Source organism: Burkholderiales bacterium, from assembly GCA_035543335.1.
In the GTDB taxonomy this organism is placed as follows: Bacteria; Pseudomonadota; Gammaproteobacteria; order Burkholderiales; family JAHFRG01; genus JAHFRG01.
The window spans coordinates 24,177-47,989 of the sequence record DASZZH010000029.1; the positions used below are offsets into that span (position 1 = coordinate 24,177).

31 protein-coding genes, 1 tRNA gene and 1 pseudogene are annotated in these 23,813 nt (G+C 57.9%); 4 read left to right on the plus strand and 29 right to left on the minus strand.

Features of this window, described 5'->3' with window-relative positions; genetic code table 11:
* Window positions 1-12: 12 nt before the first annotated feature.
* The 7 genes from VHE58_08505 to petA all read right to left on the minus strand — a co-directional run bounded on the left by VHE58_08505 (window position 13) and on the right by petA (window position 4,137).
* Entirely contained in the window at window positions 13-177 is a 165-nt protein-coding gene (locus tag VHE58_08505; GenBank protein ID HVS27321.1) for a hypothetical protein, read from the minus strand.
* A 20-nt stretch (window positions 178-197) separates the two neighbouring features.
* Window positions 198-273, minus strand: a tRNA-Thr gene (locus VHE58_08510).
* 85 nt (window positions 274-358) lie between these two features.
* Window positions 359-754 carry a ClpXP protease specificity-enhancing factor gene (locus tag VHE58_08515; protein HVS27322.1) on the minus strand — a complete coding sequence of 132 codons (396 nt, stop codon included), beginning with the start codon at window positions 752-754 and terminating at the stop codon, window positions 359-361.
* Between the two features lie 40 nt (window positions 755-794).
* Window positions 795-1,394: a glutathione S-transferase N-terminal domain-containing protein gene (locus VHE58_08520; GenBank protein HVS27323.1), complete on the minus strand. Its 600-nt coding sequence runs from the start codon at window positions 1,392-1,394 to the stop codon at window positions 795-797.
* Window positions 1,395-1,445: 51 nt separating this feature from the next.
* Entirely contained in the window at window positions 1,446-2,174 is a 729-nt protein-coding gene (locus tag VHE58_08525) for a cytochrome c1 (protein HVS27324.1), read from the minus strand.
* 2 nt (window positions 2,175-2,176) lie between these two features.
* A complete protein-coding gene (locus VHE58_08530) occupies window positions 2,177-3,538 on the minus strand; it encodes a cytochrome bc complex cytochrome b subunit (protein ID HVS27325.1) in 1,362 nt (453 codons plus the stop codon).
* 2 nt (window positions 3,539-3,540) lie between these two features.
* Window positions 3,541-4,137: a ubiquinol-cytochrome c reductase iron-sulfur subunit gene (gene petA / locus VHE58_08535; GenBank protein HVS27326.1), complete on the minus strand. Its 597-nt coding sequence runs from the start codon at window positions 4,135-4,137 to the stop codon at window positions 3,541-3,543.
* Window positions 4,138-4,536: 399 nt separating this feature from the next.
* Here petA and VHE58_08540 point away from each other — a divergent pair, with 399 nt between their 5' ends.
* Window positions 4,537-4,908 carry a PH domain-containing protein gene (locus VHE58_08540; protein ID HVS27327.1) on the plus strand — a complete coding sequence of 124 codons (372 nt, stop codon included), beginning with the start codon at window positions 4,537-4,539 and terminating at the stop codon, window positions 4,906-4,908.
* A gap of 130 nt (window positions 4,909-5,038) precedes the next feature.
* Complete coding sequence (locus VHE58_08545) at window positions 5,039-6,211, plus strand: Do family serine endopeptidase (protein HVS27328.1); 1,173 nt, start codon at window positions 5,039-5,041, stop codon at window positions 6,209-6,211.
* A gap of 22 nt (window positions 6,212-6,233) precedes the next feature.
* Here the strand turns inward: VHE58_08545 and tatC are convergent, their stop codons facing one another.
* The 22 genes and pseudogenes from tatC to VHE58_08655 all read right to left on the minus strand — a co-directional run bounded on the left by tatC (window position 6,234) and on the right by VHE58_08655 (window position 21,167).
* Window positions 6,234-6,995 (minus strand): twin-arginine translocase subunit TatC, encoded by a 762-nt coding sequence (gene tatC / locus VHE58_08550; protein HVS27329.1) that lies wholly within the window; start codon window positions 6,993-6,995, stop codon window positions 6,234-6,236.
* Window positions 6,996-7,141: 146 nt separating this feature from the next.
* A pseudogene (gene tatB / locus VHE58_08555) lies at window positions 7,142-7,378 on the minus strand (Sec-independent protein translocase protein TatB).
* 110 nt (window positions 7,379-7,488) lie between these two features.
* Complete coding sequence (gene tatA, locus VHE58_08560) at window positions 7,489-7,713, minus strand: Sec-independent protein translocase subunit TatA (GenBank protein HVS27330.1); 225 nt, start codon at window positions 7,711-7,713, stop codon at window positions 7,489-7,491.
* Between the two features lie 19 nt (window positions 7,714-7,732).
* The gene (locus tag VHE58_08565; protein HVS27331.1) at window positions 7,733-8,092 is read right to left on the minus strand and encodes a histidine triad nucleotide-binding protein; all 360 of its coding nucleotides are present in this window, start codon (window positions 8,090-8,092) and stop codon (window positions 7,733-7,735) included.
* Complete coding sequence (locus VHE58_08570) at window positions 8,093-8,443, minus strand: phosphoribosyl-ATP diphosphatase (GenBank protein ID HVS27332.1); 351 nt, start codon at window positions 8,441-8,443, stop codon at window positions 8,093-8,095. It abuts the gene before it with no gap.
* The gene (gene hisI, locus VHE58_08575) at window positions 8,440-8,829 is read right to left on the minus strand and encodes a phosphoribosyl-AMP cyclohydrolase (protein HVS27333.1); all 390 of its coding nucleotides are present in this window, start codon (window positions 8,827-8,829) and stop codon (window positions 8,440-8,442) included. Before hisI ends, VHE58_08570 begins: the two co-directional genes overlap by 4 nt.
* Before the next feature lie 2 nt (window positions 8,830-8,831).
* Window positions 8,832-9,602 (minus strand): imidazole glycerol phosphate synthase subunit HisF, encoded by a 771-nt coding sequence (gene hisF, locus VHE58_08580; protein ID HVS27334.1) that lies wholly within the window; start codon window positions 9,600-9,602, stop codon window positions 8,832-8,834.
* Window positions 9,603-9,700: 98 nt separating this feature from the next.
* Window positions 9,701-10,453, minus strand: coding sequence for a 1-(5-phosphoribosyl)-5-[(5-phosphoribosylamino)methylideneamino]imidazole-4-carboxamide isomerase (gene hisA, locus VHE58_08585; protein ID HVS27335.1), 753 nt, complete (start codon window positions 10,451-10,453; stop codon window positions 9,701-9,703).
* 104 nt (window positions 10,454-10,557) lie between these two features.
* On the minus strand, window positions 10,558-11,196 hold the full coding sequence (gene hisH / locus VHE58_08590; protein HVS27336.1) for an imidazole glycerol phosphate synthase subunit HisH: 639 nt from the start codon (window positions 11,194-11,196) through the stop codon (window positions 10,558-10,560).
* 15 nt (window positions 11,197-11,211) lie between these two features.
* Window positions 11,212-11,799 (minus strand): imidazoleglycerol-phosphate dehydratase HisB, encoded by a 588-nt coding sequence (hisB, locus tag VHE58_08595; protein ID HVS27337.1) that lies wholly within the window; start codon window positions 11,797-11,799, stop codon window positions 11,212-11,214.
* Window positions 11,800-11,833: 34 nt separating this feature from the next.
* The gene (gene hisC / locus VHE58_08600; GenBank protein ID HVS27338.1) at window positions 11,834-12,907 is read right to left on the minus strand and encodes a histidinol-phosphate transaminase; all 1,074 of its coding nucleotides are present in this window, start codon (window positions 12,905-12,907) and stop codon (window positions 11,834-11,836) included.
* A 15-nt stretch (window positions 12,908-12,922) separates the two neighbouring features.
* Window positions 12,923-14,221, minus strand: coding sequence for a histidinol dehydrogenase (hisD, locus tag VHE58_08605; protein ID HVS27339.1), 1,299 nt, complete (start codon window positions 14,219-14,221; stop codon window positions 12,923-12,925).
* Window positions 14,208-14,861 (minus strand): ATP phosphoribosyltransferase, encoded by a 654-nt coding sequence (gene hisG, locus VHE58_08610; protein HVS27340.1) that lies wholly within the window; start codon window positions 14,859-14,861, stop codon window positions 14,208-14,210. The genes hisD and hisG overlap by 14 nt, the downstream gene beginning before the upstream one ends.
* Before the next feature lie 72 nt (window positions 14,862-14,933).
* The gene (murA, locus tag VHE58_08615) at window positions 14,934-16,187 is read right to left on the minus strand and encodes a UDP-N-acetylglucosamine 1-carboxyvinyltransferase (protein ID HVS27341.1); all 1,254 of its coding nucleotides are present in this window, start codon (window positions 16,185-16,187) and stop codon (window positions 14,934-14,936) included.
* Entirely contained in the window at window positions 16,175-16,408 is a 234-nt protein-coding gene (locus VHE58_08620) for a BolA family protein (protein HVS27342.1), read from the minus strand. Before VHE58_08620 ends, murA begins: the two co-directional genes overlap by 13 nt.
* A 1-nt stretch (window position 16,409) precedes the next feature.
* A complete protein-coding gene (locus VHE58_08625) occupies window positions 16,410-17,165 on the minus strand; it encodes an ABC transporter permease (GenBank protein ID HVS27343.1) in 756 nt (251 codons plus the stop codon).
* Window positions 17,165-18,061: an ABC transporter ATP-binding protein gene (locus VHE58_08630; GenBank protein HVS27344.1), complete on the minus strand. Its 897-nt coding sequence runs from the start codon at window positions 18,059-18,061 to the stop codon at window positions 17,165-17,167. Before VHE58_08630 ends, VHE58_08625 begins: the two co-directional genes overlap by 1 nt.
* 69 nt (window positions 18,062-18,130) lie before the next feature.
* Window positions 18,131-18,430 carry an STAS domain-containing protein gene (locus tag VHE58_08635; protein HVS27345.1) on the minus strand — a complete coding sequence of 100 codons (300 nt, stop codon included), beginning with the start codon at window positions 18,428-18,430 and terminating at the stop codon, window positions 18,131-18,133.
* Window positions 18,427-19,068 (minus strand): ABC transporter substrate-binding protein, encoded by a 642-nt coding sequence (locus tag VHE58_08640; protein ID HVS27346.1) that lies wholly within the window; start codon window positions 19,066-19,068, stop codon window positions 18,427-18,429. Before VHE58_08640 ends, VHE58_08635 begins: the two co-directional genes overlap by 4 nt.
* Window positions 19,065-19,568 carry an outer membrane lipid asymmetry maintenance protein MlaD gene (gene mlaD / locus VHE58_08645; protein ID HVS27347.1) on the minus strand — a complete coding sequence of 168 codons (504 nt, stop codon included), beginning with the start codon at window positions 19,566-19,568 and terminating at the stop codon, window positions 19,065-19,067. The genes VHE58_08640 and mlaD overlap by 4 nt, the downstream gene beginning before the upstream one ends.
* A gap of 2 nt (window positions 19,569-19,570) precedes the next feature.
* Complete coding sequence (mlaE, locus tag VHE58_08650) at window positions 19,571-20,362, minus strand: lipid asymmetry maintenance ABC transporter permease subunit MlaE (protein HVS27348.1); 792 nt, start codon at window positions 20,360-20,362, stop codon at window positions 19,571-19,573.
* Window positions 20,355-21,167 carry an ABC transporter ATP-binding protein gene (locus tag VHE58_08655; protein ID HVS27349.1) on the minus strand — a complete coding sequence of 271 codons (813 nt, stop codon included), beginning with the start codon at window positions 21,165-21,167 and terminating at the stop codon, window positions 20,355-20,357. Before VHE58_08655 ends, mlaE begins: the two co-directional genes overlap by 8 nt.
* A 143-nt stretch (window positions 21,168-21,310) precedes the next feature.
* Between VHE58_08655 and VHE58_08660 the strand changes: the two genes are divergently transcribed.
* On the plus strand, window positions 21,311-22,051 hold the full coding sequence (locus tag VHE58_08660) for an ABC transporter ATP-binding protein (GenBank protein HVS27350.1): 741 nt from the start codon (window positions 21,311-21,313) through the stop codon (window positions 22,049-22,051).
* Window positions 22,052-22,306: 255 nt separating this feature from the next.
* Entirely contained in the window at window positions 22,307-23,803 is a 1,497-nt protein-coding gene (locus VHE58_08665) for a sigma-54 dependent transcriptional regulator (protein ID HVS27351.1), read from the plus strand.
* Window positions 23,804-23,813: the final 10 nt, after the last annotated feature.

The window sequence follows — 23,813 nt, forward strand, 5'->3', positions numbered from 1 at the left end:
CTGTTCTTAATATTAGAGCTTCAGGCTGGCTTGCTCGAAGCGCTCAGCGTTGGCGTCCATCACCGCGAGCGCTAGATCAGCCTGGGTGGCAAGCGGCTTGGTGGCGATGACTTCGGTTTTTCCGGGAGTGGGGAAGCGGTGGTAGTGCAGCGCGCTTTCGGTCAGCTTGTCAGGCATTTTTATTAAGAGAGAAAAAGTGGTGCCGGCAAAAGGATTCGAACCCTCGACCAACTGATTACAAATCAGCTGCTCTACCAACTGAGCTATGCCGGCAGTGGAAGTTGATTATAGAACTTCGAGCGGGCCCCAGCAACGAAGATGCAACAGAACCAAGGCCGTCCGGCCACGAAAGCCTGCTTTATTTGATGACTTGCAGGCGCGGTTTGCCGTTAGGCGTGGAGGGAGAAGGATTATCCTCGCCCGTCTTCTGCTCGGTTGCAGCAGGCGCGTCATTGAAGAACAGGCCCTGGCCGTTTTCCTTGGCGAAAACTCCGTTCACCGCATCCAGGGGAATGGAAAGCTCTCGTGAAACACCGTCAAAGCGCGCCGAGAATTGAATCAAATCATTGCCCAGGGTGAGATTGCGCGTCGCGTTCAGGCTGATGTTGAGGATGATTTCGCCGTTTTTGACGTGTTCCATCGGCACGCGTGTGCGCTCGTTCACTTTCACCGCAAGATAAGGCGTAAGTCCGCTGTCGGCGCACCATTCGCAGAGCGCGCGGATCAGATAAGGTTTGCTGGAAATATTTTTCATTCGCCACTCACGAAACAGTATAGCAGGTAACCAGCGGGGTTCATTTGCGCATGGCGCGTTCGGCTGCCGTCAGCGAATCGATGAACGCGGGGCGGCTAAACAAGCGCTCGGCGTATTTCATAAGCGGCGCTGCGGGCTTGCCCAATTGAATGTCGTAATGGTCGAGCCGCCACAACAGCGGTGCAATCGCCACATCGAGCATGGAAAACTCATCACCCAGCATGTATTTATGCTTGGCGAAGACCGGCGCGATCTGCGTAAGATTGTCACAGATCACCAAGCGCGCCTTGTCGGCGGTTTTTTGATTGCCGTGCTCGATGGTCTCGATTTGCGAGAAGAGTTCGAGCTCGAAGCGGAACAGGAACAGGCGGGCGCGGGCACGCATCACCGGATCGGCCGGCATGAGCTGCGGATGGGGAAAACGGTCGTCAATGTATTCGTTGATGATGTTGGCTTCGTACAGAATCAGGTCGCGCTCCACCAGCACCGGCACCCGGTTGTACGGGTTCATCACCGCCAGGTCCTCAGGCATGTTGTAGAGGTCCACGTCCACTATCTGGAAATCCATGCCCTTTTCAAAAAGCACGATGCGGCAGCGGTGGCTGAAAAGACAGGTGGTTCCGGAGTATAAGGTCATCATGGCTGTTACCGCCCGCTAGAGTTGTTATTCACATGGCTCTCCAAGGACGCTCTAATGAACGTCCTTCCAGAATTCCTTCTTCAACGCGTAGGTGAGCACGAACAGGATGCCGAGGAAAATCAGCACAAACATGCCCAGTTGCACGCGGAAATTGCGCGCCGGCTCGGCCATGTACACGAGATAATTCACCAGGTCCGCGACCAGCCTGTCGTATTGCTGCGGCGTGAGCGCGCCCGGCTTTTCCAGTATCAGCTTGTGATCCTCGTGCTGGTGTCCCTGTGAATCGGTCTTTTCTTCCGTCTTCAGCATCTGCACGCCCTGCAATTCGTGCAGCACGTGCGGCATGCCCACCAGCGGAAATACCGTGTTGTTCCAGCCGGTGTGCGTGCTGTCGTCGCGGTAAAAACTGCGCAAATAGGTGTAGAGCCAGTCGGCGCCGCGCACGCGGGCAATCAGCGACAAATCCGGCGGCGGCGCGCCGAACCAGTCCTTGGCGTCGCTCTTGTCCATCGCCACGGTCATGGTATCGCCCACGCGTTTCGCCACCGCGAACATCAGGTTGTCCTTGATCTGTTGCTCGGTGAGGCCCAGGTCCTGCAAGCGGTTGTAGCGCATGTAAGCCGCGTTGTGGCAGGTCACGCAGTAGTTGACGAAAATACGCGCGCCGCGCTGCAGTGAAATCTTGTCGTGCTGGTTGACCGGTGCGGTGTCGTACTTTGCATCGCTTGAAGCAAGGGCCGCAACCGGGACAAGCATTAAAGTCAGCAGGAGTTTTTTCATTGCTATCCCACCCTTTCCGGTTCCGGTTTGGTCCGGTCAAATCTGGTGTACCAGGGCATCAGCAGGAAGAACGCGAAGTAGATAAGGGTGCAGATTTGCGCAATAATAGTATACAGTCTGTTCACCGGTTGCGTGCCCAGAAAGCCCAGCACCAGGAAGCTGATTACGAACAGCGTTAGCGCCGTTTTGTAAAGCGCACCGCGGTAGCGGATCGACTTCACCGGGCTTTGGTCGAGCCAGGGCAGCAAGATGAAAATCATCACCGATGCCCCCATCAGCGCCACGCCCCAGATTTTGGCTTCAAACACAAACGTCGCCACAAAAATCAGCGCGCCGATGATGGCGATGGCGAACTTAAAGTGATTCTGTTTTACGCCGATGATCGCCAGGATCATGTAAACAACCAATCCTAGTCTGAGAAACCACATAAAATCTTCCGTGGTGGCGCGCAAAACCGAGTAAAACGCTGTGAAGTACCACAATGGCGCGATATGCTCCGGCGTCTGCAGCGGATTGGCGGGAATGAAGTTGTTGGCTTCCAGGAAATAGCCGCCCATCTCCGGAGCAAAGAACAGGATGATCGAGAACACCAACAGGAACACCACCGCGCCAAAAATGTCCTTTACCGTGTAATACGGATGGAAGGGAATGCCGTCGAGCGGAATGCCGGTTTTGGGATCCTTGTTCTTTTTGATTTCGATGCCGTCAGGGTTGTTCGACCCCACCTCGTGCAGCGCAATCAAATGCGCCACCACCAGGCCCAGCAGCACCAGCGGCACAGCGATTACGTGAAAGGCGAAGAAGCGATTGAGCGTCGCGTCGGACACTGCATAGTCACCGCGTATCCACAGTGCGAGGTCGGGACCGATCAGGGGAATCGCGTCGAACAGGTTCACGATCACCTGCGCGCCCCAGAACGACATCTGCCCCCAAGGCAGCAGATAACCGAAAAACGCTTCCGCCATCAGGCACAGATAAATCAGCATGCCGAAAATCCAGATGAGCTCGCGCGGCTTGCGGTAGGAGCCGTAAAGCAGGCCGCGGAACATATGCAGGTACACCACTACGAAGAACATCGAGGCGCCGGTGGAATGCATGTAGCGTATCAGCCAGCCCCAAGGCACGTCGCGCATGATGTATTCCACCGAAGCGAACGCGAGATTCGCATCCGGCTTGTAGTTCATGGTGAGGAAGATGCCGGTGACAATTTGCAGCACCAGCACCAAAAGCGCCAGCGAGCCGAAGAAATACCAGAAGTTGAAATTCTTTGGCGCGTAATATTCGGAAAGATGCGTTTTCCAGTTGGCGGTCAGCGGAAAACGCTGGTCAATCCAGCCGAGCAGCGCGGTCAATTTTTTGGTCATTGTCAGGCCCCCTTGTTGTCTTCGCCGATGAGAATCTTGTTATCGCTCAAATAGCGGTGCGGGGGAATCCTCAGGTTGGTCGGTGCGGGCACGTTCTTGAATACACGGCCCGCAAGGTCAAAGCGCGAACCATGACAGGGACAGAAAAAGCCGCCCGGCCAATCGGCGCCGAGATCGGGCGCCCTCACTTCCTTGCGGTAAGTCGGCGAGCAGCCGAGATGGGTGCATAGACCGATTGCGATGAAGTATTGCGGTTTGAGCGAGCGCGTCAAATTTTTGCAGTAGTCTGGCTGCTCTGAGGATTCGGAATCCGGGTCGGCGAGCTTGTCATTGAGCTTGGGCAGCAGCTGGAGCATTTCCTTGGTGCGGTTCACAATCCACACTACTTTGCCCTGCCACTCTAAATCGAGCTTGGCGCCTGGCTCGATTTTGCCGATATCCACTTCCACTGGCGCGCCGATGGCGAGCGCCCGCTGGCTCGGCAGCATGGACACCACGAACGGAACAGCGGCGGCGGCTGTCGCCACCCCTCCCGCTACCGTAGTGGCGGCGATAAGAAAGCGCCGTTTGCCGCGATCCACCTGATTGCTATCGGTCATTCAACGCTTCCCTGTCGCGGAGACTAAAAATCCGATTATTTTACCTGAATCGAAAAGGAAACTTAAATCCCTTGACGCTAAAACAGGATGGAGGAGCCTGGAAAAAATACTTTGAATTAGTGAGTTACAACAACTCCTGTCGAAATATTTAGTAAGTGTGCGCACACAAAAACGCAAGTCGCCTCCGGGCACGGCGAATGTTAAAATGCGAGGCAAAAATTGTTTCAGGTTAACAAGTTAATTGACTCTGACCCCATTTATGCTTCGGAACGCTTTCTTCCTCCATCCTAGGTGGAAAGTAAGCACAATGGGTTCTAATCCTGCGGTCCAGCGGATCCGCCTATGGCGGTCGCTGGCCTTGACCGTTAGGCCGCATCAGCACAAGAAAGGAAACCAACAATGACCGGGTATATTGAAAGCAACCTCATCAGGGACGAACACATAGTCTATGAAACCAAGCTGCACTGGATAACCTTCGTTTCGCTGAAGGCTCTGCTGACGCTCTTTATTGCTCCACTCATTGCCCGCGCCACCAGCGAGTTCGCCATCACCAACAAACGCGTCGTCATCAAGGTGGGGCTCATCTCCAGGCACACGCTTGAGATGAACCTTTCGAAGGTTGAGTCCGTAGGTGTGGATCAGGGCATCTGGGGGCGAACCCTCGGGTATGGCTCCATAACCGTCATCGGCACCGGCGGAACGAGGGAGCTATTCCCCTACATTGCCAATCCGGTGGAGTTCAGGAAGCAATTTCAACAACTGCAAGCATAGCGGGAGTCTGTATCCGCATGCTGCGCCGGCAATCTTCTCCGGCAAAACAAAGCTTGCCCAAGTATTCCCTTTTATGAAGAAGCTTTTTGCGCGATAATTACGCGCTTAACTTAACCCACGACCCCAGCAAATGCGCAAACTTTGGCTGATCTTTGCCCAGACCGCGACCGTCTGCCTGGCGGTGGTGTTCGTGGTCACCACGCTTAAACCGGAATTGCTGCCCGCCGGCTGGCGCGGCGGCAACGTAGTGTCGTTCAGGGAAGCGGCGCCGGACGTCACGACGAAAAAAATCAACTCCTACAGTGACGCGGCGAAAAAAGCCATGCCCTCGGTGGTGAACATTTTCACCAGCAAGGAAGTGCGCGTGCCGCGCCACCCGCTGATGGATGATCCGTTATTCCGGCATTTCTTCGGCGACCGTGGCGACGAAAAGCGTCGTAGCACGAGCCTCGGCTCGGGGGTAATCGTCAGCCCGCAAGGCTACATTCTCACCAATCATCACGTGGTGAGGGCCGCGGAGGAAATCGAAATCCTGCTGGCCGACGGCAGAAAAACTACTGCGCGCATTGTCGGCGCCGACCCGGAGACCGACCTCGCGGTGTTGAAAGTGGACATGAAGAGCCTGCCGGCGATTACCTTCGGCCGTTCCGAAGAAGCGAGCGTCGGCGACGTGGTGCTGGCCATCGGCAATCCCTTTGGCGTGGGGCAGACCGTGACTATGGGCATCGTAAGCGCCATCGGCCGCAACCATCTCGGCATCAACACCTTTGAAAACTTCATCCAGACCGACGCCGCGATCAATCCCGGCAATTCCGGCGGGGCGCTGGTGGACGCTTCCGGCAACCTCATCGGCGTCAACAGCGCGATCTATTCGCGTACCGGCGGATCATTGGGCATCGGCTTTGCCATTCCCACCAGCGTCGCCAAGCAGGTGTTGGAGCAAATCATCAGGAGCGGCGGCGTCACTCGTGGCTGGATCGGCGTTGAAGCGCAGGATCTTTCCAAGGAATTGGCGGAATCGTTCAAGCTGGCCAATACCAATGGCGCGTTGATTGCCGGCGTGTTGCGCAACAGCCCGGCGGACAAGGCGGGCGTGAAGCCTGGCGACATCCTGCTCGCAGTGGAAGGTAAACCCGTCTCGGATTCCTTAAGCATGCTCAACCTGATCGCGGCGCTGCCGCCGGGCAGGCCGGCCGCGTTCACCCTGATCCGTAATCAGACCGAGGTGCAGCTCAAAATCACCGTGGGCAAGCGGCCCATGCCCGCAGTGCAGGATTTCGACGAGGAAGACGAAGAGGAATAAGGTAACGGGCAGCACGCCCCTCCTATTCCGCGCGCCCGCCATCCTCGGCTTGGTAGTTTTCCGCCGTTCCCGCCGGCTTGACTACCAGCTTCGCCACCACGATGCCCAGTTCATAAAGCAACCACATCGGCACGGCGAGCATGATTTGCGACACCACGTCGGGCGGGGTGAAAATCGCGCCGATGATGAAAGCGCCGACGATGACATAAGGGCGCACTTCCTTCAACTGGGCAATGCTCACGACGCCCACTCTCACCAGCAGCACCACCGCCACCGGCACTTCAAAAGTAATCCCAAAAGCCATGAACATGGTGAGCACGAAATCCAGATACTTGCCGATATCGGTCATCACCGCCACGCCTTGCGGCGCGACGCCGACGATGAAACCGAATACCAGAGGGAAAACCAGGAAATAGGCGAACGCCATGCCGCAGATAAAGAGCAGCGTGCTGGTGAAAATCAGCGGGCCAACCAGGCGTTTTTCGTGGGCATAAAGTCCCGGCGCGACGAAAGCCCACATCTGGTAAAGCACGAAGGGAAGCGCGACGACGAACGCTGCGAGCATCGTTACCTTCATCGGCACAAAAAACGCGGAGGCCACCTCGGTCGCGATCATTTGTCCGCCCTGGGGCAGCGCCGCCAGCATGGGTTTGGCCAGCAAGGCGTAAATATCTTTCGACCAGGGAAACATGCAGAAAAACACCATCGCGACAGCCCCAATCGATTTCAGCAGGCGGTCGCGCAGTTCGATCAGGTGTGAAATAAAAGTATCGGCGGTGGCCATTGTCGGCGCAAGCTTCGGGATTAATCGGGCGCTCAGGGTTGCTTGGGTTGCGGCGCGACCGCGCCGGTTTGGGTTGGGGAGGAGTCGCCCGTCTTCCCCGCATCACTGGCGATGGCGTTCACCTGCGATTCTGCCGCGTGCGCTTCCTGGTTGATGGATTGCTGGATGTTGCGCGCCGTTTCCTGCATGCTGGACTGGAGTTTTTTCAGCTCATCCATCTGCATTTCACGGTCGATGTCGGCTTTCACTTCCGCCACATAGCGCTGCAAACGCCCGAACAGATGCCCCAGCGTTCGCGCCACTTTGGGCAGCCGCTCGGGGCCGATGACGATGAGCGCCACCACGGCGATCACCAGGATTTCAGAAAAACCGACATCAAACATGAGGAGTGAATGAGTGAAGAAGTGAAGGAGTGAAGGAGCGAAGAGTGTAGAAAAATGCCGGTTTTGCAGCTTTTTCTTACTTCTTCACCTTTTCACTTCATTCACCTCATTCACGCTTTAGTTTGGGTTTTATCGGTCACTTCGCCTTCGATGGTTTTGCCTGTTGCCGGCGGCTGCGCGGGCTTGTCTTCTTCAGCATTGCCGCGCATGCCGTCTTTGAAACCCTTCACGGCGTTGCCGAGATCGGTGCCCATGTTACGCAGCTTCTTGGTGCCGAAAATCAAGAGCACGATAAGCAAAACAATCAGCCAATGCCAAATGCTTAATGAGCCCATGTTTAACTCCTAATAAAATTCATGCCGGCTTGGGACGGTACAGCATTTGCGGCAATACTTCCGGCCCACCGATAACGTGGATGTGCAAATGCAACACGTCCTGCCGCGCCACTCTTCCGGTATTGATGATGGTGCGGAAACCATCTTTGCATCCTTGTTGTTTGGCGAGCTTCGGTGCCAGCACCATGAGTTTCCCCAACACATCGCTGTGCATCTCGCTGACATGCGCAAGCGAATCCACATGCTGCTTCGGGATAAGCATGAAATGCACCGGTGCCAACGGGTTGATGTCGTGAAAGGCAAGAACCTCGTCGTCCTCGTACACCTTCTTGCTTGGGATTTCCCCTCTCGCGATCTTGCAAAAAATGCAGTTGTCCATTCATTTTCCGTTTCCGTATTCCCGTGGCTTGCCTTTTTTGCGTGTCGCTTTCTCCTCCAATCCCGAAACGCCTTCACGCCGTTCCAATTCCTTGAGTACGTCATCCGGCTTCAAGCCGAAGTAGGTCAACATCACCAAGCAGTGAAACCACAGATCAGCGGTTTCTTTCACAATCTGTAGTTTATCACCGTCTTGCGCCGCGAGCAGGGTCTCGGAAGCCTCCTCGCCAATTTTTTTCAATATGGCGTCGGCCCCGCCGGCATAAAGTTTTGCCACATAGGAGCTGTCCGGGCTCGCGTTCTTTCGGCTCTCCAGCGTTTTGGCCAGGCGTTGCAGTATCGCGTCGCTCATTCCTTATATATCTCTTTCGGGTCCTTGATCACCGGATCTGTCACCACCCATTTGCCGTCATGCAGTTTGTGAAAAAAACAATTGTGTCTGCCGGTATGGCAGGCAATGCCGCCCACCTGTTCCACTGTCAGCAACAACACATCCTGGTCGCAATCGAGGCGGATTTCCTTCACTTTTTGCACATGGCCGGACCCCTCACCCTTGCGCCACAGTTTCTTGCGCGAGCGCGACCAGTACACCCCTTCACCGCTTTTTACAGTGCGTTGCAGGGCTTCACGGTTCATCCAGGCAAACATCAGCACCTTGCCGCTGCCTGTTTCCTGAACCACTACCGGAACCAGACCATCCTGCGTCCAGTTTACTTGGTTTAACCAGGTGTCCGCCATGTTCATAACCTGACTTCGATATGGTGCCTGGCCATGTATTCCTTGGCCTCGCGCACCGTGAATTCGCCATAGTGGAAAATGCTCGCCGCGAGCACGGCATCCGCCCCGCCTTGCAGCACACCGTCCACCAGATGCTGCAAATTGCCCACGCCGCCGCTGGCAATCACTGGAATATCGACCGCATCGCAAATGGCGCGCGTGAGCGCCAAATCAAAACCGTTTCGGGTACCGTCGCGATCCATGCTGGTAAGCAAAATCTCGCCGGCGCCCAGCGCCTGCATGCGCCTTGCCCATTCTACCGCATTAAATCCCCGCGCCCGGCGCCCGCCGTGGGTGTAGATTTCCCAACTCGGATTGGCGCCGTCGCTCACCTGTTTTGCGTCTACCGCCACGACGATGCATTGCGAGCCGAAGCGGCTGCTGGCATCCGCCACCAGCTGGGGATTTTCTACCGCCGCGGTGTTGATGCTCACCTTATCCGCTCCCGCATTCAGCAGGCTCCTCACATCCGCCACCGAGCGCACTCCGCCGCCGACGGTGAGCGGGATAAACACCTGCGTCGCCACCGCTTCGATCATGGAAAAAATCAGGCCGCGGGAATCGGAGCTCGCGGTGATGTCGAGAAAGGCGAGCTCGTCCGCGCCCTGTTCGTCGTAGCTGCGCGCAATTTCCACCGGATCGCCCGCATCGCGCAAGCCCACGAAATTAACGCCTTTGACCACGCGGCCGCCGGTGACATCGAGGCAGGGAATGATACGTTTCGCGAGGCCCATAAATCAGTTTTCCACCGCAGAGGCGCGGAAACGCAGAAAAACCAAAGTCAGGGCAAGCCTTTTACTTAAAATTCTCAGCGCCTTTGCGTCTCCGCGGTTCAAGGCTTCGCTTTCGAGCCGAGTTTGTCGGCAAGCTTCTGCGCTTCGGCGAAATTGAGCGTGCCTTGGTAGATGGCACGGCCGGTAATCGCGCCCATGATACCTTCGGCTTCGACCTTGCACAGCGCCTTCACGTCGTCGAGGCTGTTGATGCCGCCGCTGGCAATCACCGGCGCGGTAAGCTCGCGCGCCAGGCTGACCGTGGCCTCGATGTTGACGCCGTTTAGCATGCCGTCGCGGCCGATGTCGGTGTAAATCACCGCTTCCACGCCGTAGTCCTCGAACTTTTTGGCGAGGTCCACCACGTCGTGGCCGGTCATTTTCGACCAGCCGTCCACTGCGACTCTGCCGCCCTTGGCGTCCAGGCTGACCATGATGTGGCCGGGAAAAGCGGTGCAGGCCTCGTGCAGGAAACCGGGGGTTTTCACCGCGGCGGTGCCGATAATGACATAACTGATGCCGTCGTCGAGGTAGCGCTCGATGGTTTCCAGATCGCGGATGCCTCCACCCAGCTGCACCGGGATTTCACCCCCCACCGCAGCAATGATTTGCTTGATCACGGCCTCGTTCTTGGGCTTCCCTGCAAACGCGCCGTTCAAGTCCACGATGTGCAGGCGCCGCGCGCCCTGCTCCGCCCATTTTTTCGCCTGGCTTGCCGGGTCATCGGAAAACACCGTGATTTTTTGCATCGAGCCCTGCTCGAGGCGCACACATTGCCCGTCTTTCAAATCAATCGCAGGAATGATCAGCATTGCTTGGAACGGAAAATCAAGCGGGGTGAACTAAACGTAGGTTGGCCGAGCTGCGGATTTCACGCTTAAATGATACAACACAAACCGGCGTTGTGTGGAACGCATCAATTATTCCAGTTTATAAAGTTGGCGAGCAGTTGCAAACCCGCGGCCTGGCTTTTTTCAGGGTGAAATTGCACCGCGAAAATGTTTTCGCGCGCCACCGCGCAGGCAAAGGCAAACGGATAGCGGCTCACGCCCGTCACCTGTTGCAGTTTACCGGCTTCAACATAATAGCTGTGGACAAAATAAAAGCGGCTGCCTGTCTCAATGCCATTCCACAACGGGTGAGACTGTTGCTGCTCGACCCGGTTCCAGCCCATGTGCGGCACTTTGAGCTTGGCGCCGCCTTGATCCACCATTGCTTCACGCGGAAAACGCCGCACTTTTCCGGGAAGCACGCCCAGGCCCGCGACGCCGCCTTCCTCGCTCCAATCGAACAGCATTTGCAAACCGATACAGATGCCGAGAAAGGGCTTGGTTTCCGCCGCCTCCAGCACCGGCTCGCGCAAGCCCCGGGCATCCATTTCACGCATGCAGTCGGGCATCGCACCCTGGCCGGGAAATACCACGCGCCTGGCTTCACGAATCTGCCGAGGGGAATCCGTTACGCTTATCTTCGCATCGGGCGCGACATGCTCCAGCGCTTTCGCCACCGAGCGCAGATTGCCCATGCCGTAATCCACCACTGCGATATCAATCATGCAGGATGTTGCTGCCTACAGACTGCCTTTGGTAGAAGGAAGCACGCCTTTGATGCGGGGGTCAACTTCAGCCGCCATGCGCAGCGCCCGACCGAAAGCCTTGAACACGGTCTCGCACTGATGGTGCGCGTTCTTGCCACGCAGATTGTCGACATGCAACGTCACCAGCGCGTGATTGACAAAGCCCTGAAAAAATTCGTGCACCAGGTCCACGTCGAATTCGCCGATGCGGGCGCGGGTGAATTTCAGGTTGTAATCGATTCCGGGCCGCCCCGATAAATCCACCACCACGCGGGAGAGCGCCTCGTCCAACGGCACATAGGCGTGGCCGAAGCGGCGCACGCCTTTCTTGTCGCCGAGCGCCTTGGCAAACGCCTGGCCGAAAGTAATACCGATATCCTCCACGGTGTGGTGTGCATCAATGCGCAAGTCGCCCTTCGCCGCGATTTCCAGGTCCAGCAAACCGTGGCGCGCCACCTGGTCCAGCATGTGGTCGAGAAACGCGACCCCGGTGGCGAGCTTGGACTTGCCGCTGCCGTCGAGGTTGAGCTTCACGCTGATTTTGGTTTCCAGGGTATTGCGGGTTACCTGTGCCTTGCGCATGGCGTATCTTAAATTAAAGAAAAAGGGAAGAAATTCAGTTGACGAGGCTGGCTTTGAGCGCCTGCATGAATTGTTGGTTCTGTTCGGCCGTGCCCACCGTCACCCGCAGGCAGTTTTCCAGCAGCGGGTGGCTGCAGTTCAAATTTTTAATCAGTATGCCGCGTTGAATTAAACCCTTAAACACCTCGTCCGCCCGGTTTACCCGGAACAGAATGAAATTGGCGTCGCTGCGATACGCTTTGATGCCTGTCAGTGCCGCGAGTTCTGCGTGCAATTTTTCGCGTTCCGCCTTTATCTGTTGTGCCTGTTCCAGAAGTACATCCATATGCTGCAACAGCTTTTCGGCCACCGCTTGAGTCAGCGCGTTCACATTATACGGCAAACGCAGTTTATCGAGTTGGGCCAGCCACTCGGCGCGACCAAGTAGAAATCCCAGCCGCAATCCCGCCATGCCTAGCTTGGAAAAAGTGCGCATCACCAGCAGATTACGGTGATCGGCAAGCCGCGGTATGAAGCTGGCGCTGGCAAACGCGTGATACGCCTCATCCACCACCACCAGCCCCGGCGCCGCTTCAATGACGCGTGTCACCGCCTCCGCATCAAACAGATTGCCGGTCGGGTTGTTAGGATAAGCGAGAAAAATCACCGCCGGCGGGTGTCGCTTGATGGCCTGGATAACGGCAGCGGCATCAAGCGCGAAATCGGATTTAAGCGGCACGCCGACATAACGCATACCCGCATAAGTGGCCAGCATGCGGAACATTACGAAGCCGGGCTCGACACTCAGCAACACGGCTCCCGGTTTCGCCACCGCCAGGGCAACTATTTGAATGAGTTCATCCGAGCCGTTGCCCAGAAGAATATCAATGCTATCACCCACTTGTAACACTTTTCGCAACTGCGCTTTGAAGCGGGTCGCCTGCGGATCGGGATAGCGGTTAATCGCCACCCGGCTTGCCAGTTGCGCCATTTCGATTTGCAGCGCCGGCGGCAAAGCATGCGGGTTCTCCATCGCATCGAGCTTCACCAGGCCGGCGCTCTCCGGCACGTGATAAGCGCTCAACGCGCGAATCTCGTCGCGGATTAACTCATCAGGGGATTTCGCCATATTGAACCGCCGGAATTATTTCATCCGGTATTGGGCGGATTGAGCGTGCGCGGGCAGGCCTTCGCCGGCGGCGAGTTCCGCCGCGATTTTGCCGAGCTTGACCGCGCCTTCCCTGGACACCTCTATCAGACTGGAGCGTTTCTGGAAATCGTAAACGCCCAGAGGCGAGGAAAAACGCGCGCTGCGCGAAGTCGGTAGCACGTGATTGGGCCCGGCGCAGTAATCGCCCAAAGCCTCGGAACTGTAGCGCCCGATAAAAATCGCGCCGGCGTTCTTGATTTTGGCCGCCCAGCCTTGCGCGTTTTCCACCGAAAGCTCCAGATGCTCGGGCGCAACGCGGTTGGCGATCTCACAGGCCTCATCCAGATCTTTTACTTCGATCAGCGCGCCGCGCTTTTCCAACGAAGCGCGGATCACTTTCATGCGCGGCATGGCCGGCAGCAGCCGCTTGACGCTTGCGGCCACTGCCTCAATGAACTTTCCGTCGGGGCAAAGCAGAATCGCCTGCGCCATTTCGTCGTGCTCGGCTTGGGAGAACAAATCCATCGCCACCCAGTCGGGAGAGGTTTTGCCGTCGCAAATCACCAGGATTTCCGAAGGGCCCGCGATCATGTCGATCCCCACCACGCCGAACACGCGACGCTTGGCCGCGGCGACATAGGCGTTGCCGGGCCCGACGATTTTGTCCACCTGCGGGATGGTCTGGGTGCCGTAAGCCAGCGCGCCTATCGCCTGCGCGCCGCCGATGGTGAAGACGCGATCCACGCCGGCGATGGCCGCGGCGGCAAGCACCAAATCATTACTCTCGCCGTTGGGCGTGGGCACGGTCATGATGAGCTCGCGCACCCCCGCCAGTTTCGCGGGAATCGCATTCATCAGCACGGTGGAAGGATAGGCCGCCTTGCCGCCGGGGACATACATGCCGACGCGATCCAGCGGCGTGACCTGCTGGCCAAGCCGCGTGCCGTCGCTTTCGCGATAGCTCCAGGATTGGGCAAGCTGCTTTTTGTGATAAGCGCGGATACGGGTCGCCGCCTCTTCCAATGCCTGCCGTTGAGGATTAGGAAGGGTGAGCAAAGCCGCGGCCAGGCACGCCCGCGGCAGTTCCAGCTCGCGCACCGTTTTCGCTTTGAGCCGGTCAAAACGCCGGGTGTAATCAAGAAGCGCCGTATCGCCGCGTTTTTTTACTTCGGCGAGGATTTTGGCCACCGCAGCATCCACTTTGCCATCCAAGGCCGCTTCAACGGCAAGCAACGCCTTGAATCGCGCCTCGAAATTGCGGCTGCGGGTTGAAAGACGTCTAAGTTTTGCCATTCGCCGCCGCCTTTTCTAACGCGTCAATCAGCGGCTTGATCGCTTCGCGCTTGAGTTTCAGCGCCGCCTGGTTGACGATAAGCCGCGCCGAGATGGGCGCGATTTCTTCCACTACTTTCAGGTTGTTCGCTTTCAGGGTGTTGCCGGTGCTCACCAAATCCACGATGGCGTCAGCCAGGCCGGTAAGCGGCGCAAGCTCCATCGAGCCATAGAGCTTGATGAGGTCAACATGCATGCTCTTGGCCGCGAAGTGCTCGCGCGCCGTCTGCAGGTATTTGGTCGCAACCTTGAGCCGCGCGCCCTGCCGCACCGCGCTTTCGTAATCGAACTCCTGCGGCACCGCCACCATCATGCGGCAGCACCCGATGTTCAAATCCAGCGGCTGGTATAGTCCCGCCCCGCCATGCTCATCCAGCACATCTTTGCCGGCAATGCCCAGATCCGCCGCGCCGTACTGCACATAGGTCGGCACGTCGGAAGCGCGCACGATGATGATGCGGATGTCAGCGCGGTTAGTGGCAAGTATCAGCTTGCGCGAAGTTTCAGGATCGTCGAGCGCGCGAATCCCCGCCGCCTTCAGAAGGGGCACGGTTTCATCGAAGATGCGGCCTTTGGACAAGGCGAGGGTGATGCCGGGCACGGCGGTCTCTTAACTAAAAAGGTGCATTTTACCGCAGAGACGCGGCTGAGCGCAGGAGTTTTTCGTTGAAAATCAATGTGCGCGGCGGATACGCGCGCCGAGTTGCGAGAGCTTCTCTTGTATACACTCATAGCCGCGGTCGAGATGATAGACGCGGTCAACGACAGTTTCACCGCGGGCGACCATTCCTGCCAGCACCAGGCTTGCCGAGGCGCGCAGGTCGGTCGCCATCACTTTCGCGCCATCGAGCCTGGGCACTCCCTTCACCAGCGCGGTATTGCCTTCCACTTCGATATTTGCACCCATGCGCTTGAGTTCCTGCACGTGCATGAAGCGGTTTTCAAAAATCGTTTCGGTGACGGTGGCGACACCGCGCGCCACGCTGTTCAACACCATGAACTGCGCCTGCATATCGGTGGGAAAACCCGGATACGGCGCGGTGCGCACGTTGGTTGCCTTTAATTCACCGTTCATTTTCACTCCCACCCAGTCTTCGCCTGATTCCACATGTGCGCCGGCCTCGCCCAGCTTGTCCAAGACCGCACCGAGAATGTCCGCTCTGGTTTCGCGCAGCCGGACGCTGCCTCCGGTTGCCGCCGCCGCCACCAGAAAAGTCCCGGTTTCAATGCGGTCGGGCATGATGCGGTAGCGCGCGCCGTGCAATTCCTTGGCGCCCTCGATGCTGATCACCTCGCTTCCCGCGCCGCGGATGCAAGCGCCCATGGCATTGAGACAATTCGCCAGATCCACCACCTCCGGCTCGCGCGCCGCGTTTTCGATCACGGTCGTGCCCTCCGCCAGCGTCGCCGCCATCATCAGGTTCTCGGTGCCGGTGACTGACACCAGATCCATTAATATGCGCGCGCCCTTCAAGCGTTTGGAACGCGCATTGATGTAACCATGCTCAATGACCATTTCCGCCCCCATCGCCTGCAGGCCCTTGATGTGCAAGTCCACCGGCCGCAACCCAATGGCGCAGCCGCCGGGAAGACTCACGCGTGCCTCGCCCGCGCGCGCGAGCGTCGGGCCCAGCACCAGTATGGACGCGCGCATGGTCTTCACCAGCTCATACGGCGCGACCCGATTAGCAAGTTTTTGGGCGGTGAGTTCCACCGTCATTTTCTCGTGCAGCGATACTCCTACTCCCATCTGCGCCAGCAGATTCAGCGTGGTGGTGACATCGCGCAGATGCGGCACATTTTCGATTCGCAACGGCTCGCGGGTAAGCAGGCTCGCGCAGAGAATCGGCAGCGCGGCATTTTTGGCGCCCGAAATGCGCACCTCACCGGAAAGCGGCGCGCCGCCCTGAATGACTAGTTTGTCCATTCTTCCGGCGTCAGCGTCTTGATCGAGAGCGCATGGATTTCCTCGCGCATGCGATCACCCAGCGCGCGGTAAACAATCTGGTGGCGCTGCACCCGGTTCTTCTGGCGGAATGCCGCGCTCACAATTACCGCCTCGAAGTGCTGGCCGTCGCCCCGCACTTCCACCCGTTCGCACGGCAAGTTGTCTTGAATGTAGCTTTTGATCTTTTCAGGCGTGGTCATTTTAGTAACGCAGCTTGTAGCCGATTTTGATCAACCAAAGAGTGAACCATGATAAAGCGAGGAAACAGCCCGCGACAACCGCGAAGCTCGAATAGGGTGAAATGTCGGAGACGCCGAAAAAACCGTAGCGGAAGCCGTCGATCATGTAGAAAAACGGATTGAAATGCGAAACCTTCTGCCATAACGGCGGCAGGGAATGAATCGAATAAAACACACCGGAGAGGAATGTCAGTGGAATGATGATGAAATTCTGAAACGCCGCCAACTGGTCGAACTTGTCGGCCCAGATGCCGGCGATAATGCCCAGGTTGCCAAGAATGCCGCTCCCCAGCAGGGCGAACAGCAGGATCCACAGCGGGTATTTGAGCGGCACGCTGGTAAACCACAGCGTAACCGCAAACACGCCCAAACCCACTACCAGCCCGCGCACGACGGCGGCGAGCATGTAGGCGATGAAGAACTCCCAATGGGAAAGCGGCGGCAGCAGGATGAAAATGATGTTGCCGGTAATTTTCGACTGAATCAGGCTGGAGGAACTGTTGGCGAAGGCATTTTGCAGCACCGTCATCATCACCAGACCGGGGATCAGGAACGCGGTATAGCTCACACCTTCATACACGTGGACATGCTCTTCCAGCACATGCGAAAAAATCAGCAGATACAGGAGCGCCGTCACCACCGGCGCGAGAATGGTCTGTAAGCTCACTTTCCAGAAGCGTAATAATTCCTTATAAAACAATGTGTTAAATCCGTGCATCAGTGCTTACTCATGATGTTCACAAAAACTTCCTCGAGGTCGGTTTGCAGCAACTCGATTTCCCGCACTTCGATTTTTTCTTCCCTGAGCTGCGTGAGCACCCGCTGCAGCTCAGCGTAATCGGGAAGCGACAAAATGAAGCTGTTGCCTTCACGGGCGCTCAACAGCGGTTGCAAGGCTTCGGGCAACACATCCGGCACAAGCAGCAGCTTCACCTGACGCCGGGAAAAGCTCTCCAGAAGATTCCGAGTGGTGTCGAGCGCGACGATTTTGCCCTGCTTCAGCATGGCAATGCGCCCGCATAACGCTTCCGCTTCTTCTAGGTAATGCGTGGTCAGTACGATAGTGTGGCTGTCACGGTTGAGCTTGCGGATGAATTCCCACAGTGCCTGGCGCAATTCCACGTCCACTCCCGCGGTCGGCTCATCGAGCACGATGACCGGCGGCTTGTGCACCAGCGCCTGCGCCACCAGTACGCGCCGTTTCATGCCGCCGGAGAGAGCGCGCATGTTGGTATCCGCCTTGTCGGTGAGATCGAGGTTGTGAATAATTTCGTCAATCCAGTCGTGGTTGTTCCTGAGGCCAAAATAACCCGACTGGATGGTGAGCGTCTCCCGCACCGTGAAAAACGGATCGAACACCAGCTCCTGCGGCACCACCCCAAGTGCGCGCCGTGCCTCGCGATAGTGCGCAAGCACATCATGCCCCATTACCGAAATCTTTCCACGGTCGGGGCGCGCCAGCCCGGCCAGGATGTTGATCAACGTGGTCTTGCCCGCGCCGTTGGGGCCTAGCAGCGCTAAAAACTCACCTGGCGCAATCTCCAGGCTCACTCCGGCGAGCGCTTGCACCGCGCCGAAGCTCTTATGCACTTCACTGACTTGAATGGCGGGGATCATGGGAACAAATGTTCAAGAACGCCCACCACAAGGTCGCTCGCGAATCCTGCGGCAGGCCATTATCGCTTATTTTGCGGGCTGGGTTGTCGAGGACGGGATGAGTTCGAGCACGCCGTAGAGCGCGGCCAGGCTCTGCATATTATCCGGCATATTGACGACGCGCAGCTGCAGCTTGCGGCTTTGCGCCTGACGCAGCCATTCCAGCAGCATGCTTACTGCGGACGAATCGACGTGCTGCACCTGGCTGAAATCGATTTCCTTTAGTTCTAAATCGAATTGCTGCAGCCCCGCTTCCAAAAGCGCGGTGATATTGCTCAGAGTAATCGGGCCCTTGACTCGCAGCCTGCGGCCTTCGCGCTCGATCATTTTTGTTCCAACTGCACACTGGTGGATTTTTCCCCGCCGCTTTCCAGCTTCCGGTTCTTTTCCACCAGCGTCTTGATCAGTCCGTCGATGCCGGTGCGGTTGATTTCTTCGTTAAATGAGCTGCGGTAGCTCGTCACCAGGCTGATGCCGCTGACCATCACATCGTAAACCTTCCAGCCTTGCTGCGTCTTTTCCATGCTGTAGTCAAGCATGATCGGCTGCCCGCCGGGTTGGTTAATCTGCACTTTCACTGCCGCATCATTGCCCTTGACATCGGCGGGCCTCACTTCAAAGGTCTGGTCTTTGTAGGTCCCGAGCGCGGTGGAATAGGTGCGCACCAGCAGCGTGCGGAATTCCTTCACCAGCGCCTGCCGCTGTTCCGGCGTGGCGGCGCGCCAGTTTTTGCCCACCGCCAGCCGGGTGATGCGCGCGAAATCGAAATGCGGCAGGATTTTGGCTTCGACCAGTCCGAGGAGTTTCTGGCGGTCTCCGGCTTGGATATCCTTGTCCTTTTTAAGGATCTCCAACACTTCATTGTACGTGTCGCGCACCAGCGTATCCGGAGCCGCGTCCGCCGCGCGTGCCGCACTGCTTCCCACAAACGTCAGGGCCACCAAAAGCTTGCCGAGAATTTTCATTTGCCGTTTCCGCTGTCTTGCGCCTTATTGAACAAAAACTGGCCGATCAATTTTTCCAGCACCACCGCCGACTGGGTCTTGGCAAGGGTATCTCCGGGCTTGAGATACTCGCTGTCTCCGCCCGGGTCCAGTCCCACATACTGCTCGCCAAGCAAACCGGAGGTCGAAATGCTGGCAAAGGTGTCTTTAGGAAACTGATAACGTTTGTCGAGGCTAAAGGTTACTCTGGCCACGTAGTCCTTGTTATCAAAACGGATTTCGGCGACCCGTCCGACCACCACGCCGGCGCTTTTCACCGGCGCCCGCACTTTCAAGCTGCCAACGTTCTCGAAATTGGCATACAGCACATAACTGTCGTCAGACAGGCTGAAACTGCTCAAGTTGCCGACTTTGAACGCCAGCATGAACAGCGCCAGGATGCCGCCCAGGACGAACAGGCCGACCCACAAATCGAGCGTTTGTCGTGCCAGTCGTCTTTCACCACGACTATTGCGTTCCATCACTACCCTCCAAGCATCAAAGCCGTCAATACGAAATCGAGCGCCAGCACCGCTAGCGACGAGGTGACCACGGTGCGGGTCGTCGCGCGCGACACGCCCTCCGCGGTGGGAACGCTATCGTAGCCCTCGAACAGCGCGATCCAGGTCACCGTGAAACCGAACGCCACGCTTTTGATCGCGCCGTTCAGCACGTCTTTGAACACGTCCACGCCGGCCTGCATCTGCGACCAGAACGCGCCCTCGTCCACCCCGATCAGCACCACGCCGACGAAATAGCCGCCGAACACGCCGACGATGCTGAAGATCGAGGCCAAAAGCGGCATGGAAATCACGCCGCCCCAGAAGCGCGGCGCGATCACCCGTGCAATCGGGTCCACTGCCATCATCTCCATCGCCGACAACTGCTCGGTCGCTTTCATCAGTCCAATTTCGGCGGTGAGCGCGGTGCCGGCGCGCCCGGCGAACAGGAGCGCCGTCACCACCGGCCCGAGCTCGCGCACCAGCGACAGCGCGACCAACAGGCCGAGCGCCTCCGAGGAGCCGTATTTCTGCAAGGTATTGTAACCCTGAAGCCCCAGCACGAAACCGACGAACAGGCCCGAGACCACGATGATTATCAGCGAATAGACGCCGACAATATACACTTCGCGCACCACCAGGCGGAAACGCTTGAAACTGGTTCCCGAGTGAACGAGCGTGGCCCAGAAAAAGCTGCTAGCATGGCCCAGGCTCCAGACGCTGTCCACCGCCCAGCCGCCCAGTCCGCGGAAACTTTCGGCGACCAGCTTAACCATAGCCGTCCCCGAGCCCGATGTCCTCGGCATACGGCTTGGCCGAATAATGGAACGGCACCGGCCCGTCCATTTCCGCGTGCACAAACTGGTGCACGAAAGGCAAGCGCGAGGCGCGGATTTCGTCGGGCGTGCCTTGCGCCACCACCACCCCTTCCGACACAAAATAGATATAGTTCGCGATGGCAAGTGTTTCCTGCACGTCGTGGGTGACCACGATCGAAGTGGCGCCGAGCGCGTCATTCAGGCGCCGGATGAGATTGGCGATCACGCCGAGTGAAATCGGATCAAGCCCGGCAAACGGTTCGTCGTACATAATCAACATCGGGTCGAGCGCAATGGCTCTCGCCAGCGCCACGCGCCGCGCCATGCCGCCGGAAATGGCGGCAGGCATGAGGTCGCGCGCGCCGCGCAAGCCCACGGCATTCAGCTTCATCAACACCAAATCGCGAATCAACGCTTCCGGCAAATCCGTGTGCTCACGCAAGGGAAAAGCGACATTGTCAAACACCGACAAATCGGTGAACAGCGCGCCGAACTGGAACAACATGCCCATGCGCCGGCGCATGCGGTACAGGCCGTCGTGGTCGAGCTTGTGTATCACCTCGCCCGCGACCCTCACCGCGCCGTTCGCAGGCCGGAGCTGGCCGCCGATCAGGCGCAGCAGCGTAGTCTTGCCGCAGCCGCTGCCGCCCATGATGGAGACCACCTGCCCTTTGGCGATGCGCATATTCATCCCTTTCAGGACGGGGCGCTGGTCATAGGCAAAATTGAGGTCGTTGATTTCGACCAGTGTTTCGGCGGGCATGGTGGAATGCTTTGCGGTTTCAGGAAAGCTGGATTCTAACCCAGTTATGTCAAAGAGAAAAACCCGGGCGGTATTCGCAAGCTGCCGTGCCCTTTGGCGCGAGCATGCTATGATGAGGCGCAAGAGAGGATAAGACGGCGGCCATGGACGCCCTGCTATTTAGGAAAGTCAGCAAGCGCTTCGGAAACTATCCGGCGCTCACTGAAGTGGATTTCAGCGTCGAGACGGGAGAGTTTTTCGCCCTGGTCGGCATCAATGGCGCGGGCAAAACCACTCTCTTGAAATGCCTGCTGGATTTTTGCGGGACCGACGGCGGCAAAATTGAAATATCCGGCGTTTCCCACCGCGAAACCCGCTCGCGTGACCGCCTCTCTTTTCTGCCGGAGCACTTCATTCCACCCTATTACCTCACCGGCAAGGACTTCCTGCAATACATGCTGAAGCTGCAGGGATCGGCGTACGAATCTTCCCAAGTTGAGACGATGCTCGCCGCGCTGGACCTCGATCTTTCCGCGCTGGCGCTTCCGGTGCGCGCCTACTCCAAGGGCATGACGCAGAAACTGGGGCTCGCGGCCTGCTTTCTCTCCGACAAGGATTTGTATGTGCTGGACGAGCCGACCAGCGGCCTCGATCCCAAGGCGCGCGCGCGCCTCAAAGCCCGGCTTGAGGATTTGCGTCGCGATGGCCGCACCGTGTTCTTCACTTCGCACACCCTGCCCGACGTCGAGGAAATGTGCGGCCGTATGGCGGTGATTCATTGCGGCCGCCTGCTGTTTGTCGGCACGCCCGATGCGCTTTGCCGCAAGCACGGCGCTTCCAGCCTGGAGCAAGCCTTCCTCTCCTGCATCGGCGATACCGGCCAAGAGGCTATGACGGGAACTTAGGAGTCTCTAACATAGCAATACACCTATTACGACGGGGCGGAATTAAGTGCAGGCCGCGAAGCGAGCCGCGCCGTTTAGTGGGGTTAAACCAGCGGCGAGCGACAACGGCATGCCTTGAGCGCCGCCCCGTCCCTGCGGGTTGCGGCCCAAAAGCACGTCTGCGGTGTTGCTCGGGCTGGCGTTACTACGGAGTAGCGCTACGCCCTCGCGCCTTGCATCCGCATCTTTGGGACAGCAACGCAAAGGTGCTTTACTATGTTAGAGACTCCAAGACTCTGGCAAAATGACCACACGGCGTGCAATCTGAGGAGCAAGGTGGTAACCCAAGCCAAACCGGATTTGCTAATCGTTGACGACGATCCGCTGATTACCGACACGCTCAATTTCGTGTTGAGCAAGGATTTTTCCGTCTACGCAGCGAATTCCCGCAATCAGGTAAAAAGCCTGCTGCGGCAGCTCGAGAAACCGCCGCAGCTCGCGCTCATCGACCTCGGCCTGCCGCCCACGCCGCACCGGCCCGACGAAGGCTTTCGCCTCATCAACGAACTGCTCGCCCATTCCCCGGGCATCAAGATCGTAGTGCTGTCCGGGCAGAACGACGAGGCCAACGCCCGGCACGCGCGCACCCTGGGCGCGATTGAATTCATCCCCAAGCCGTGCGAGCCTGAAAAACTTAAAAGCCTGCTCACCAAGGCGCTTGAAATACGCGATGCCGAATTGGGCGTGGCGCCCGCGGACAGCGGCATCATCGGCTCAAGTTCAGTAATCGAAAAACTACGCAATCAAATCGGCCAATATGCCGACGCGCCGTTCCCGGTGCTGATTGAGGGCGAATCGGGAAGCGGCAAAGAATTGGTCGTCGCGTCCCTGCATCGCTTAAGCAGTCGGCGGCAGAAGCCTTATCTCGCTTTGAACTGCGCGGCGATTTCACCCAACCTGGTGGAGCCGACGTTGTTCGGCTACAGCAAAGGCGCCTTCACCGGCGCCGATGCATCGCGCCCGGGCTATTTCGAGGATGCGCGCGACGGCACTCTTTTCCTCGACGAAATCGGCGAACTGCCGCTGGAACTGCAGGCGAAGCTTTTGCGCGTGCTGGAAAACGGCGAATACCAGCGCGTCGGCGAAACCCAAAGCCGCACCAGCAACGCGCGCGTGGTCGCCGCCACCAACCGCGACCTGCGCCAGGAAATCAAGGCGGGGCGCTTCCGTTCCGATCTCTATCACCGCTTGAGCGTGTTCAGCATCAGCGTACCGCCGCTGCGCGATCTGGGTGAAGACAAGCGCGCCCTGCTCGACCACTTCAGCGATTTCTATGCGCGCCAGAGCCATGTCGCCCCGTTCACGCTCGACGACAAGTCGCTTTTGCTGTGGCTCGACTATCCCTTCCCCGGCAACGTGCGGGAATTGCGCAATGTCGTGATCCGGCTCACCACCAAATATCCGGGGCAAACAGTGGGTACGGCGCAATTGCAAAGCGAGCTCGACATGGACGGGATGGACGTGAAAACGCCCGAGCCGGCGGTTTCGCAGGATATAAAATTCCTGCAGGAAGCGGCGAAAAAGCATTTACAGAACCAGAAAAATTTCAACCTCGACCAGATGCTGCAGGAGTGGGAAAGAAGTTATGTGGAAGCGGCGCTCTCCATCACCCACGGCAATCTGTCACAGGCGGCCAAGCTTTTGGGCGTGCGCCGCACTACGCTCTACAGCCGCATGCAGCAATACGGCAATCTGGAAGAAAATAAAGAATAGGCGCTCGGCA